The sequence below is a fragment of the Janthinobacterium rivuli genome (genome assembly GCF_029690045.1).
GTDB lineage: Bacteria > Pseudomonadota > Gammaproteobacteria > Burkholderiales > Burkholderiaceae_D > Janthinobacterium > Janthinobacterium rivuli.
The window spans coordinates 2,209,334-2,223,849 of sequence record NZ_CP121464.1; the positions used below are offsets into that span (position 1 = coordinate 2,209,334).

6 protein-coding genes are annotated in these 14,516 nt (G+C 62.5%); 2 read left to right on the forward strand and 4 right to left on the reverse strand.

The features are described from left to right. Positions 1-21 precede the first annotated feature (21 nt). Positions 22-969 carry a YihY/virulence factor BrkB family protein gene (locus tag P9875_RS10175; RefSeq protein WP_278318290.1) on the reverse strand — a complete coding sequence of 316 codons (948 nt, stop codon included), beginning with the start codon at positions 967-969 and terminating at the stop codon, positions 22-24. A gap of 70 nt (positions 970-1,039) precedes the next feature. After that, a complete protein-coding gene (locus P9875_RS10180) occupies positions 1,040-2,065 on the reverse strand; it encodes an OmpA family protein (protein ID WP_035826268.1) in 1,026 nt (341 codons plus the stop codon). Between the two features lie 471 nt (positions 2,066-2,536). Here P9875_RS10180 and P9875_RS10185 point away from each other — a divergent pair, with 471 nt between their 5' ends. Together P9875_RS10185 and pbpC are read left to right on the forward strand one after the other, a co-directional pair. Beyond that, complete coding sequence (locus P9875_RS10185; protein WP_278318291.1) at positions 2,537-8,290, forward strand: alpha-2-macroglobulin family protein; 5,754 nt, start codon at positions 2,537-2,539, stop codon at positions 8,288-8,290. Positions 8,291-8,307: 17 nt separating this feature from the next. Further along, positions 8,308-10,398, forward strand: a complete 2,091-nt coding sequence (pbpC, locus tag P9875_RS10190) for a penicillin-binding protein 1C (RefSeq protein ID WP_278318292.1) — start codon at positions 8,308-8,310, stop codon at positions 10,396-10,398. A gap of 2 nt (positions 10,399-10,400) precedes the next feature. Here the strand turns inward: pbpC and P9875_RS10195 are convergent, their stop codons facing one another. Together P9875_RS10195 and P9875_RS10200 are read right to left on the reverse strand one after the other, a co-directional pair. Continuing rightward, positions 10,401-12,140, reverse strand: a complete 1,740-nt coding sequence (locus P9875_RS10195; protein ID WP_278318293.1) for a type VI lipase adapter Tla3 domain-containing protein — start codon at positions 12,138-12,140, stop codon at positions 10,401-10,403. After that, positions 12,137-14,452, reverse strand: a complete 2,316-nt coding sequence (locus P9875_RS10200; protein ID WP_278318294.1) for a T6SS effector phospholipase Tle3 domain-containing protein — start codon at positions 14,450-14,452, stop codon at positions 12,137-12,139. The genes P9875_RS10195 and P9875_RS10200 overlap by 4 nt, the downstream gene beginning before the upstream one ends. Between the last annotated feature and the right edge of the window lie 64 nt (positions 14,453-14,516).

Below are 14,516 nucleotides of genomic sequence, written 5' to 3' on the forward strand. Positions count from 1 at the left end.
TGTTGCATGCAGACTGATGACTTACGACTGGTGGCGTTTCAATATCTTGACTTGCACATCGCCGTCGTCCGTCTTCGGCATATCCTTCATGCTGCCCAGTTGCAGGGCGAACTGGCGCGTGAATTCAGCGCCCAGGAAGAAGATTTGTGCCGAGTAATACACCCACAGCAGCAGGGCCACCAGCGAACCGGCCGCGCCATAGCTGCTGGCCACGCCGCTATTGCCGATATACACGCCAATTGCATACTTCCCCAATGAAAACATGAAGGCCGTGCCCACGGCGCCGATCACCACGTCGCGCCAGGACAGGCGCACGCGCGGCAGCATTTTGTAGATGACGGCAAACAGGCTGGCGATGACGGCAAATCCGATCAGGTTCGACAGGATGGTAAACAGCACGGCCGTGTCCTTCCACACGCCTTCCCAGAAGTTGGCGAGGATGGCCATGGCCGCATTGACCACCAGCGACACCATCAGCAGGAAGGCCAGCACCAGCACCAGGCCGAAGGACAGCAAGCGCGTGCGCAGCATGTCCCAGGCGCCCGCTTCCTTCAGCGGCGGCACTTGCCAGATTTCATCGAGACTGGCTTTCAGCTCGGCAAACACGCTGGTGGCGCCAAACAGCAGCAGGGCGCTGGCGATGAGGGTGGCGATGCGGCCCTGTTCATGGTTCTTCGCGCCGGCCAGCACCAGCTGGATGGCTTCGGCGCCCTGCGTGCCCAGCAAGCCCTGCAGTTGTCCCATCAGCTCGCCGCGCGCGGCGGCCGGGCCATAGAAAAAGCCGGCGATGGCAATCACCAGCACGAGGATGGGGGCGATGGAAAACAGGGTGTAGTAGGCGAGGGCGGCGCCCTTGCTTGAGGCGCGGTGTTCCAGCCATTCGGTGACGGAACAGACGATGACGCTGCGCATCTGCTTGCTGAGCGGCGCCAGGCCGGCCAGCTTGGGATAGCGGGTAGAAATATTCATGATGGCTTTCAATGCAAAAAAGGGGCGCGAGCCCCTTTTTTTATTCACAAGTGGCGTACCACTGTTGAGCTTACTGCACGCGGCGTTCGATGGTGATTTGTTCCACTTCAACGCGGCGGTTTGGTTCCAGGCACTTGATCAGGTCGGCACGTTTCTTGTTGTCGCAGGTGACGACAGGATTGGTGGAGCCCTTGCCTTCGGCCGTCAGACGGTTGGCGGCGACACCATGACCGACCAGGTATTCCTTGACTGCATCAGCGCGCTGCTGCGACAGTTTCAGGTTGTACTTGGGCGAACCGATGCGGTCGGCATAACCACTGATGACGACGTTGTTGACGTCTGGTGCGGCGTTCAGCACGCGGGCGATTTCGTCGAGCTTGGTCTGTGTCGGGCCCAGCTTGGCGCTGTCGAACGCGAACAGTTCCGTTGCCGCCATCGTCACTTTTTCAAAGCGTGCTGGCGGTGGCGGCGGTGGTGGCGGCACGACCACGACGACTTCTTCACGCGCTGGCGGCGGTGGCGGTGGTGGCGGCGGTGCAGCTGGTTTGTCGAACGCGAAGTTCAGGCCCACGGTGACATAGTAGTTGTTGGACTTGCTGCTTGGGTCGAACGTATTGCCGCGCAGGAAACCGTGCACATTGCGGATGTCAGCCTGGAACGACAATTGATCGTTGATCGTGGACTGGAAGCCCAGACCGACACTGGCGTAAGGCGAGCTCTTGCTGCGTTCGCCGAAAGCGAAGCTGGTGTCCTTGTCGCGCTGCATGCCGGCACCAACGAGCAGGAAGGGGCGGAAGGCTTTGCGCGAGAACATGTACAGACCGTCTACGCCCAGCGTATTTTGCTGGTAGCGCTGACCGCCATCCTTGGAGCGGGCATACGTGGTGCCCAGCTGGATATCCCAGTCCGGCGAAACGGGTTTACCGAAACGCAAGCCTGCGCCATAGCCGGTTTTATCCGTGGCGAAGTCGGAATCTGGCTTGAGTGCGTTGAGGCTGGGTTGAATGTACCAGGAGGGATTGATTTCCTGGGCCTGTGCGCCGAGGGCGGAGCACAGTACTGCGGCGGCAACGGCGATTTTTTTTAGATTATTCACAAGTAACTCCCAACGTTGATAAGAGATTTTCTCTACTGCATCAATGCGACAACTGCCAGACATGCTATTGCTAGAGATAGACAGCAATTCCAGGTGCGCTTTCTTGCGATAAATGCACTGCTGTTGGAGTAGAGAATACGGTTGCAGGTTCAAGTGGTCGGTGCGATAGCGCACAAAGCATTGCGGTATATCAATGGTGTTGCAGATTCACGACAAATACTTTGGTGTTGAAAAAAACTAATTCGCCTCGGCAAACTTTTGCAATCACGGCCACATCCTGGCGCCGCGACTGGAGGCAATCGTACGACTTGTTACCAGCGTGCCACTGTATATTAGCAACAATGATGAGCTTGATAACTAATATTACATTGATGTTGTATTCCTGCCGCGTTCGCTTGCTTTGCCGGGCTTCTCTCGGGCAACTTTTGCGCGCAGCAGCCAGCTCCGCCACTTTTCATCAAGGAGTCACCTGTGCCTGACCACCCCCGTGCTGTTTCTTCCCCGCCATTTGGCAAAATGGGCCCGCTATGTCTGTTGCTGTCGCTGGGCATGGCTCTGCCGGCCTGGGCCGATAGCGGCGTGTCCCTGTTTTCACCGAGCGGCACGGTCAAGGCCGTGCGCCAGGTGCGGGCCCAGTTCGCCACGCCGATGGTGCCGTTCGGCGACATGGGCTTGCCCGCGCCATTCGCCATCGATTGCGGCAAGGCTGAACCCGCCGTCGTGGCGGGCGCGGGGCGCTGGGCTGACGAGCGCAACTGGAACTACGATTTCGAGCGCGATTTGCCGGCTGGCGTGGCGTGCAGCTTCACCTTGAAGCCTGGCCTGAAGGACCAGGCCGGCAAGCCCTTGCAGGGCACGGCATCGTACCGTTTTACCACGGGCGGCCCGGCCATCGTCGAAGCCGTACCGTATGACGGCCAGCCGTATATCGATGAGGACCAGATCTTCGTGCTGGGCCTGGACGCCGCGCCGAACGAGGCCAGCGTGGCCACGAACGCGTATTGCCGCGCCGACGGCATCAATGAAAAAATTCCCGTGCGCCTGCTTAAAGGCAAGGAGCTGGAGCAGGTATTGACCCTGCGCAAGAGCTTTCTCGACCGCTACCTGACCGTGTATTTCAAGAAGCGCGGCACGGTCTGGAAAGTGGGCATGCCCGTCGCCAGCAAGGGCGCGCCGCCGCTGCCCGTTACCGTGCTGCAATGCAAGCGCAGCTTCCCCGCCAACGCCAAGGTGTCGCTCGTGTGGGGCGAGGGCATCGCCAGCGCCAGCGGCATCGCCACGGACAAGGCGCAAACGCTGCAGTTCAAGACGCGCCCCGATTTCACGGCCAAATTCAGCTGCGAGCGCAGCAATCCGAAGGAGCAGTGCATCCCCTTCCTGCCCATACGCGTGCAGTTTTCCGCGCCCGTGAGCGCGGCGCAGGTGCGCGCCATGAGCCTGAAGGGCGGCGGCAAGACGTATGCGCCGACGATTTCAAAAGAGGAAGAAAAGGCCGAGTTCCTGTACAGCGCCGCCTTCAACGGCCCCTTTCCCGTGCAAGCCAGTTTTGTCTTGAGCCTGCCGCCGAAACTGACGGATGACGCGGGCCGCGCCTTGCTCAACCGCGCGCGCTTTCCCATGACGGTGCGCACGGGCGAACAGCCGCCGCTGCTCAAATTCCCGGCCCCGTTCGGCATCATCGAAGCCAAGGGCGACGGCTTGCTGCCCGTCACCGTGCGCAATATCGAACCCGTGCTGTCGGGCAAGGAAGTCGCCCAGCCATCGGCTGCCGCCACGGGCGCCACCTTGCGCGTGCCCGACAATGACGACAAGTTCATCATCGAGTGGATGCAGCGCCTGGCCGGCAATGGCGACGGCGGCGAATACTGGCAGCCGTATGCGCAATATGCGGGCAATATGAGCAAATCCGTGCTGGCCGGGGCTTCCGGCACGCGTCCCATCAGCCTGCCGCGTCCCGATGGCAAGAAAACCTTTGAAGTGATCGGCATTCCGTTGCAAAAACCGGGCTTTTACGTGGTCGAGCTGGCCAGCCCCATCCTCGGCACGGCGTTGCTGGGCAAACCGACGACGGCCTACATCCGCACGGCCGCGCTGGTGACGAATCTGGCGGCCCACTTCAAGCATGGCGCGCAATCGTCGCTCGTGTGGGTGACGTCGCTCGACAAGGGCGCGCCTGTTGCGAAAGCGCAAGTGGCCGTGCGCGACTGCGCCGGCAAGCTGCTGTGGCAAGGCGCCACGGGGGCGGACGGCGTGGCGCACATTCCCGGCGAGCTGGCCAATTCCAGCTGCAAGAACAATGGCCGCTACTTTATCAGTGCGCGCAGCGGCGGCGACATGACGTTCACCCTGTCGGACTGGGTGGGCGGCATCGAAGCCTGGCGTTTCAATTTGCCGACCGACGATACGCGCGCCGACAACACCCTGCTGGCGACGGTATTCGACCGCACCTTGCTGCGCGCCGGCGAAACCGTGCACATGAAGCATTTCATCCGCAAGCACACGGGCGAGGGCATGAGCCTGGTCGACAAGAACAACGGTCCCGGCAGCGCCACCTCTGTTGTCATCACGCACCAGGGCAGCGACCAGAACTATCAATTGCCCCTGCGCTGGTCCGCCAGCGGCACGGCGGAAAGCGACTGGGTCATTCCCGCCGACGCCAAGCAGGGAGAATACAGCGTCACCATGGCGGGACGCCCTTCCGGCAGTTTCCGCGTCGAAGCGTTCCGCGTGCCGACCATGAAAGCCGTGCTGCAAGGGCCGAAAGCGCCCGCCGTGCAGGCGAAGCAGCTGGCCCTCGATGCACAAATCACCTACCTGGCCGGCGGCGCCGCCACGAATGCGCCCGTCAAGCTGCGCACGGTGCTGCAAGACAAGAGCGTGACGTTTGCCGACTATCCCGACTATAGCTTCAGCAATGGCGACGTGAAGGAAGGTCTTGTGAAACAAGGCACGGGCTATGACGACGATGAGGGCGAATGGCAGGATGAAGGCCATGGCGCGGGTGGCCCCGGCGCCACGGCCGCGCGCACGCAAAGCTTGAGCCTGGACAAGGCGGGCGGCGCGCGCATCGTCATCGACCAGCTGCCGCAGCTGTCCACGCCGCGCGACCTGGTGGCGGAAATGGCTTTCCAGGATGCGAATGGCGAGACGGCATCGGTCGCCACGCGCGTACCGCTGTGGCCGTCAAACTATGTGATCGGCATCAAGCCCGATGCATGGGCCTTGAGCAAGGATGCCTTCAAGTTCACGGTGGCCGTGCTCGGCACCAATGGCAAGCCCGTGGCGAATGCCCCGGTCGCCGTCGACTTCTTCCAGCGCAACAGCTATTCGCACCGCCGGCGCCTGATCGGCGGCTTCTATGCGTATGAAAACAGCAGCGAAGTGGTCAAGCTGGGCCCTGCATGCTCGGGCAAGACGGATGGCAAGGGCTTGTTGATCTGCGACGTGAAGGCGCCCGCCAGCGGCAATCTGATCTTGCGCGCCAGCACGCAGGATGCATCCGGCAACGCGGCCGTCGCCAACCGCGAAACGTGGGTGGCCGGCAGCGGCGACTGGTGGTTCAACGCCAGCGACAATGACCGTATCGATGTGCTGCCGGAAAAGAAACGCTATGAACCGGGCCAGGAAGCGAGCTTGCAAGTACGCATGCCGTTCCGCGCGGGCACGGCCTTGATCACGGTCGAGCGCGAAGGCATTCTCGACACCTATGTGCGCCAGCTCAATGGCCGGGAACCAGTGGTGAATATCCCGGTCAAACCGAACTACGCACCGAATGTGTATGTGTCCGTGTTTGTCGTGCGGGGCAGGGTCGATGGCGTGCAGCCGACGGCGCTGGTCGACCTGGGCAAGCCGGCCTACAAGATGGGCATCGCACCGCTGAACGTGGGTTGGCAGGCGCATGAGCTGAACGTGATGGTGGTGTCCGACAAGGAAGTGTATAAAACGCGGGACAAGGCGGAAGTGTCCGTGCGCGTGCGCCGCGCCGATGGCAAGCCGTTGCCGGCCGGCGCAGAAGTGGCGCTGGCGGCCGTCGACACGGGGCTGCTGGAACTGATGCCCAACGATAGCTGGAAATTGCTCGACACCATGATGGCACAGCGCAGCCTGCAGGTGGAAACGGCGACGGCGCAGATGCAGGTGATCGGCAAGCGTCACTTTGGCCGCAAGGCCTTCCCGGCCGGCGGTGGCGGCGGCAAGGGCGCCAGCCGCGAATTGTTCGACACCTTGCTGTTCTGGAAGGGCACCGTCAAGCTCGACGCGAAGGGCGAAGCGGCGGTGCAAGTGCCGCTCAACGATTCCTTGACAGCGTTCCGCATCGTCGCCATCGCCAGCGCCGGCAAGGAATTGTTTGGCACGGGCAGCACGGACATCCGCAGCTCGCAAGACTTGATTTTGATGTCGGGCTTGCCGACGCTCGTGCGTGAAGGCGACCAGTTGCGTGCCGGATTCACGGTGCGCAACACCTCGGCCGCGTCCTTGAGCGTGGACCTCAACGCCAGCGCGGCCGGCAAGGCCTTGCCGCGCCAGAGCTTGAGCCTGGCGGCGGGCGAAGCGCGCGAGGTGGGGTGGGATTATCAGGTGCCGCTGGGCGCGCAAACGGTCGTGTGGGATATCAGCGCGAAAGCGGGCAGCGGGCTTGGCAACACCTCCGATAAACTGAAAATCACGCAAAAGGTGGGCCAGGCCACGCCCGTACGCACGTACCAGGCCACCTTGCAGCAGATCGACAAGCCCATCAATATGTCCGTGCAAATGCCGGCCGGCGCCTTGCCGGGCCGGGGTGGTATCCAGACCAGCTTTGTCGCCAAGCTCGGTGGCGAACTGCCTGGCGTGCGCGAGTACATGGCCGCGTATCCGTACACGTGCTTCGAGCAAAACACGTCGAAAGCCATCGCCCTGCAAGACCAGGACGCGTGGAACAAGCTGGCCGCCAGCCTGCCCGCCTACCTGGACAGCGATGGCATGCTGAAATACTTCCCCATCATGGAACAGGGCAGCGACAGCCTGACGGCGTATGTGTTGTCGGCAACCCGGGAAGCCGGCTATGCGATTCCCGAGCAGACGAAAAACCGCATGGAGGCAGCCTTGACGGCCTTCGTGCAGGGCCGCATCGTGCGCCGCTCCGCGCTGGACACGACCGACCTGGCCGTGCGTAAACTTGCTGCGCTGGAAGCACTGTCGCGTTCGAACAAGGTGCCGCCCGATGCGCTGGAGAGCATCAGCATCAACCCGAACCTGTGGCCTACCTCGGCCGTCATCGACTGGAGCTTGTTGCTGCAACGCACGCCAAGCCTGGCGCGCCGCGATGCGCTGCTGGCCGAAGCGCAGCAGATATTGCGTTCGCGCCTGAATTTCCAGGGCACGACCATGGGCTTTTCCACCGAGCGCAAGGATAACTGGTGGTGGCTGATGGTCTCGGGCGACGTCAACGCCAACCGTCTGCTGCTGGCCGTGATGGACAATCCGGCGTGGAAAGACGACATCGGCCGCCTCGTGCGCGGCAGCATGGGCCGCCAGAAGAAGGGCCGCTGGGATACGACGGTAGCCAACGCCTGGGGCACCCTGGCCATCAACAAGTTTTCGGCCAAATTCGAATCCACGCCCGTGACGGGCGCCAGCGCCGTCAAGCTGGGCGGCGATACGCAAGCGCTCGTGTGGAATGGCGCGGCGAAAGTGGGACCCGTGCTGCAGGCGTGGCCGAAGGGCACGGATACCCTGGGCCTGGCGCACAGCGGCACCGGCAAGCCTTGGGCTACCGTGCAAAGCCTGGCGGCCATCCCGCTCAAGGCGCCCGTGTCCAGCGGTTACACGATCAAGAAAACCATTACGCCGGTGGAACAGAAGACGGCGGGTGCCTGGTCGCGCGGCGACGTCTACCGCGTGCGCCTGGATTTGTCGGCGCAGGCGGACATGAGCTGGGTGGTGGTCGACGACCCGATTCCCGCCAGCGCCACGGTGCTGGGCAATGGACTGGGCCGCGATTCGCAGCTGCTGACGGCCGGCGAAAAATCCACGGGCTGGGTCTGGCCGACGTTCGAGGAACGGGCCTTCGACGCCTTCCGCGCGTATTACGCCTTTGTGCCGAAGGGTAACTGGAGCGTGGAATACACGGTGCGCCTGAACAATGCAGGTGACTTCAGCCTGCCGGCCACGCGCATCGAGGCCATGTATTCGCCCGAGATGTTTGGCGAGTCGCCGAACGCGAATGTGAAGGTGGGGCAGTGAGGAGTGTCATCGTTGTCATGGGCTGCCTGCTGGCCGGCCCCGTCTTCGCCGAGGCGGTCTTGACGCCGGCCCAGGTGCAAGCCGCCTACCGCAGTTCGGAAGCACAATTGCTGGACCGCAGCGGCACACCGCTGCAATCCCTGCGCGTGGACATGAAGGTGCGGCGCTTGCCGTGGGTGCCGCTGGTCGATATTTCACCGGCCGTGCAGCAGGCCGTGCTGCTGGCGGAAGACCAGCGCTTCATGCGCCATGGCGGCGTGGATGTGTCCGCGCTGGCCACGGCCGCCTGGGACAATCTGTTTTCAAAAAAGCCCCGGGGCGCTTCTACCATCACCATGCAGCTGGCGGGCCAGCTCGATGCGGATTTGCAGGCGTCCTCGGGCGGACGCAGCCTGCGCCAGAAATGGGACCAGATGCGCGCCGCCCAGGCCATCGAAGACAGCTGGAGCAAGGCGCAGATTTTTGAAGCGTATTTGAACCTCGTGTCGTTCCGCGGCGAGCTGCAGGGCATCGCGTCCGCCTCGTACAGCCTGTTTGGCAAGGCGCCGTCCGGACTGAACCAGACGGACGCCATCATCCTGGCCAGCCTCGTGCGGGCGCCGAACGCGCCGCCTGCCACCGTCACGCGGCGTGCCTGCGCGCTGGCGCAAGAGTGGCGCATGGACAGCAGTTGCCAGCTGATCGGCCAGCGCGTGCAGACGGCCCTGCAGCGCAACGCGTTGTATGCGGAGCTGGCGCCGGCGCCGCAAGTGGCGCAGCAGCTGCTGAAGCAGCCGGGCGCGCAAGTCGCCAGCACGCTCGATGGTCCCTTGCAGCGCTTTGCACAGGAAAATCTGCGCCAGCAACTGGCGTCCTTGCGCGAGCGCAATGTCAACGATGGCGCCATCATCGTGTTAGACAACCGCAGCGGAGAAATCCTCGCTTATGTGGGCAATGCGGGCGGCAGCCACGTCGATGGCGTGACGGCTCTGCGCCAGGCCGGTTCCACATTAAAACCGTTCTTGTATGAACTGGCCATCGAGCGCCGCTTGATGACGGCCGCGTCCGTCATGGACGACTCGCCGCTCGACGTCGCTACGGCGTCCGGCATGTATGCGCCGCAAAACTACGACCGCAATTTCAAGGGTTACGTCAGCGCCCGCACCAGCCTGGCCAGCTCGCTGAACATTCCCGCCGTGCGCACGGTGCTGCTGACGGGGCAGGACGGCTTTTATAACCGCCTGAAGGACGTGGGCCTGTCGAGCCTGACGGAAGCGGCCGAATACTATGGCCCTTCGCTGGCGCTGGGCTCGTCGGAAGTCACCTTGCTGGAACTGGCCAACGCCTACCGCGCGCTGGCCAATGGCGGACTGTACAGCACCGCCAGCCTGCAGCCGGGGCAGGCTGGCAAGGATAAACGCCGGGTGATGGAGCCGGGCGCCGCCTTCATCGTCGGCGACATCCTGGCCGACCGCGCCGCGCGCAGCATGACGTTTGGCCTGCGCAACGAGCTGGGGACGAATTTCTGGAGCGCCGTCAAGACGGGCACCAGCAAGGACATGCGCGACAACTGGTGCATGGGCTACTCGGCGCGCTACACGGTGGGCGTCTGGGTGGGCAATTTCGATGGCAAGCCCATGTGGGACGTGTCGGGCGTGACTGGCGCCGCGCCCGTGTGGCGCGACGTGATGGATTACCTGCACAAGAACGTGCCCAGCCATGCCCCGAAAGCGCCGCCCGGCGTGCTGCAGCAGATGGTGGCGTACCAGCCCGCGCTGGAAGCGCCGCGCCGCGAATGGTTTATCACCGGCACGGAAAGCCCCGTCATCGCCGTCTTGGGCGACACCTTGAAGCCGCCCGCCATCGTGTATCCGGCCGAGGACAGCATCCTCGCCATCGACCCCGACATCCCGCCCGCCCTGCAGCGCGTATTCTTCCAGGCCCAGGGCAGCCGCGACTTGCGCTGGGTGCTCGATGGCAAGGACATGGGCGCGGCGCTTGACAGCATCAGCTGGCGCCCCGTGCCGGGCAAGCACGCGCTGGCCCTCGTCGATGATGCTGGCAAGACGGTGGCGAAGGTGGCGTTCCAGGTGCGGGGGAACGCCTTGGCGCCGCTTGCTGCGCACTGAGATCAGTTCGCCGGATAATTCGCCGGGTCGATGGCCGGCGTGACGTGGTGCCGCAGCACATCGCCGCCGTGCGGGTGTTTTTGCGTGCGGCATTTTTCGTCCGACGGCGGGCTGACCAGCACGATGGTCGCTTCGTCCGGGTTGCGCAGGTTCACCACGGCGCTGACGCCGCCATCGCGGTAGCTGCCCATCACGGCGATGGCCATCTGCACGAACAGGGTGGCCGCGCCCGTGTTGCCCAGGCGCTGGTCCGTGTCGATCCACTGCGCCGTATTGCCGCTGTCGAGTTCCGTGCCGCCATCTTCCGCATGGCTCAGCAAGGTCTTGTGCAGCGCCACCAGCTGCGCCTGATTGCCACCGGTGGCGGCGACCAGACGCGCCGGGGCAGCGGGGCGCTCGGCTTCCGGCAAGCTGCGCAAGGCTTGTTGCCAGCCCGCCTGCAAGGCTTGCTCGCGCTGATCGCGCCGCGTCAGGGGCTTGCCGTGCTCATCCGTTATCCTGACAAACGTGGGCCGGTGGATGAAACCGAAGGTCGGCAGGCGGTCCAGCTGCGCCAGTTGTTCCTTGTTGAAGGGCAAGGGAAACCAGGGCGTGGGTTGCCAGTCTTTGGGCGGTTGGTAGGTCTTGTGCTGGAGCCTGTCGAGCATGCTGAAGCTGCCCGTGCCGCGGATATCGGAGCGCTGCGCGAATTGCGCGGCGACGGGGAGCCATTCGGCGATTGAGGGCTGACGCTGGGTGAATGCACTCGGGTCTTCTTTTTTGTCTGGATGGGGCACTGCTCGCATCAATTTGTCATAGGCCAGATACAGGCGCCGCGCCACGCCGTAGGTGTTGAGGTCATCGACGCTGTCCTCGGGCGGCGCATCGTCATATGCAAACTTCCGCACGGCGTCGATGCGCTCACGCCGGGCCAGCACGAACAGAGCGGAGGCGTCGGGCATTTCGGGGATGTAGTAGCCATCTTTGAGCAATTCGGGAGTGTTGGGACTGCGATTGATATCGCGCGATTCCATGCCATCATGCGAATTCAAGATGATGTATGGCACGTCAGGATGGGCGTCAAAAAATGCGAAAACATCTTCTAGAATATGCTCGGGATGTTCCTCGAAGCGTCGTGGTCCGGCCACAAATAGATGCCAGTGCATGCCGGAAGAGGCGGTGCTGCCTGCCAGACCCATAATGGGCGAGTGTGGTGTATCTTGCAGCGCAGGATCTGCAATGGGGCCTTCGGCGTTAAATATGGGTACGGCAAAATACATTGGCGTATTCAGCGCGCCATTTTCGAGTGAGTCGCCTGCACGCCCCCCACTGGTGCCTGCTTTGTCCAGGCTGCTCCATGGATATTTCTTCTTATCTTGTTCGCGGATGCTGGCATAGGCATTTCCCTTTTGCAGGGCTTCCCACAATTTCCCTTGTCGGTATTTGTCCAGGGTGACGCCGAGACCGATAACCTCCAGCACATATTCCCGCTTTTCCTGTTCGCTGGGTACCATCTGCTGCACTTGCGGCTTTGCGACGACCATAGGCTTGGACGAGTGCAGCCAGCGTGAGCCTAGCAATGTGGCTGCCACGAGAGGCGGGATCAGCAACAGCCCATGCAGGTACTTCAAGACTTTGCTGCTCATCGTGGACTCCAGCAAGAAAGGTGATGGGCTGATCAGTAATGACCAAAGCAATAGCAGTGCCAGTACGCTGGCGACTGCATACAGCGGATATTGCAAGCGGAGGAATAAGCTTTTCATCTTGGTATTTCGTCGCTGGCTTTATGGACGACCGGCGTGACGACTGAATCAGTACGCCTGCCGTTGACTATTTCACATACAACGGTGGAAGGCAGGCCCTCATGTAGGGCGGGAATACAAGCGGGAAGTTCTCCCGAACTGTAATAGCGCGCATTACCTACGATGATCGCTTTACGCGCCGCAGGCTCGGCAGACAAGTAGACTGCGAAATTTTTTGCAAAGGTATCCCATTTCAATATGGATGGACGTGGTATTTTGTCATCTGTTTTCAGCCGCCAATCCGCCACCGCACACAAATACCGATAAAAACTCGGATCGCTGCTCGCCTTGCCCCCGCCGATGGCCACGTCATACGCCGTCACGTTGCGATGGTTTTCCGCGTTGCCGATGATGGCCCCGTGGAAGGATTTTGGGCTGACCTCGTTTTGCCAGCGCTTGCGTGCCTCGTTCGGGGTTTCTTCGCGATTCACAAGCAGATTGTCGCCACCACCCGGATGGCGCGAAACGCGGTCTATCCTGCATTGGTCGCCCGCTTCCTTGCCTAGGTTCAAGGCTTTTTCCACTTGATCGCGCTCGCCCGCGCCGAACATGCCGACGCCGTACTCGGGAATGCGATGCTTGAGCGGCCGCGGATCGGCAATGATTTCCTGCTTGCGCATGCGCAAACCTTTCTTGCTGGTCACCGCGATGGCTGCATCGATTGGGTCGACTTCCTCGCACGGTCCTTGCTGGTCGCGCGGCAGCCTTGCCTGGTCGGAATCCTTCGGGAATTGCCCAGGGCGGATCTCGCCGCCGTCGAGCACGGCTTTCCCGGGTACGCGCAAGGCTTCGCCATTGATCGTGCGCAAGCCTTCGCGCCGACCCGCTTCCGTGGAAAAGATATTCCATTTGCTGGGTTTGACGGGCGGCCATGGCGCCTCGTCGTGGTTGCCGCGGTGGCCCCGGTTGGCGCCGGCCACGTGGGCATGGTCGTCCTCGCCTTCCAGCCGCAGGGCGAAGTCGTGCGGCGGCAGGCCTACCAGCACCGGCCCATTGTTTTTGCCAGCCGCATCGGGGCGCTGTTTGTTGGTAAAGACACGCTGGTAAAATCCTTTACCCAGTTCCGCTAGCGGTTGCCGGCGCTGGAAATCCTTTTGCCAGTAGGTGGGGCCATCACCCCAGATGCTTTTGTCCGTCTTGCCCTTGGTTTTGGACAGGCCATGGCCATCGATGTGGTCGGGTATGCCTTGCCAGCCGATGCCCTGCATATTATCCAGCGCTACAGTCATGTCTTCGGGGCAAAAGTACAGGTAGACCTTGCCCCGGTTGTCGCGGTCCGCTTCCGCGCGCCATGCCGCGCCCGCCATCCCATGGCAGACGGTGTGATCCTTGATTTGTGTAAAGGCGGGCGTGGCATGCCTTTTTGCCACCACGCCTTGTACGATCTGCGCCAGGGTTTGCAGGCGCGCATGCAGCGTCTGGCGGTTGTTGATGGCGTCGTACTGGCTTTCCATTACCGCATCCCGGCCGCCGCCAAAGATGCGGCTCGATTCCGCCGCGCCGAAGAACATGGTCGTGTCTTCCACCAGGCTGTAGGGCGGATGCGTGAGGATCAGCGTGTCGGCGGGTCGCTTGCCTTCGTCGAGCAGGAAGGCTTGCGCCAGCAGCGAGATCAAGCAGCCCTGGCTGTGCGCGACGATGGAAACCACGTCGTCGCTGTCGTAATCGCGGATCATGGCGATGAGCGCGGCCAGGCGCTTGGCCGCCAGCACCATGTACATGCGGCCCGGCGCCGTCGTCAAAGGGCGTACGGGGTCGCCGCCCACGTCGTACGGAGAGAATAATCCCTTGTTCCACATGTCGGGCAGGGTATTGGTGGCATTGCCGAACGGGCCGCCGTTCTTCGACATATCCTTGTCCAGGCGGTTGCCATAGCGGTCCGTGTTCTGGCCGTTGATCACTTTGCTGGCGTTGCTGCGTTCGCGAAAGCCCCAGTAAAACGGGATGACGGGACTGTACGTCGTGTCATCATGCTTGCGCTTGAAGTAGACCGCGTCCGGATCGGCGATTACTTCACGCTTGTCGGCCTCCTGCGGCAAGCGGTAGGTGGCCGGGGTGAACACGTGCCCGCCGCCATACATGCGCGCATCGAGTCCCTGGCAGAGTCCTTTTTCCACGGCGCCAAAACTGGTGCCGACGTCGTTCACGCCATGGATGACGATGATGTTGCCTGGCAACTCAGGGCGGATGCGCACGATGGCGTCGTTGAGGCGGCCGCAATGGAGCAGGGCGCTACTCTTGCCGCTGGTGTAGGGAAGTTTGGGATACGCCATCGCCGCTCCATGCTGACCAGACAGGACAGTGTAGAGGGGCGGGACGGCGGCTTAATTGCGTTTA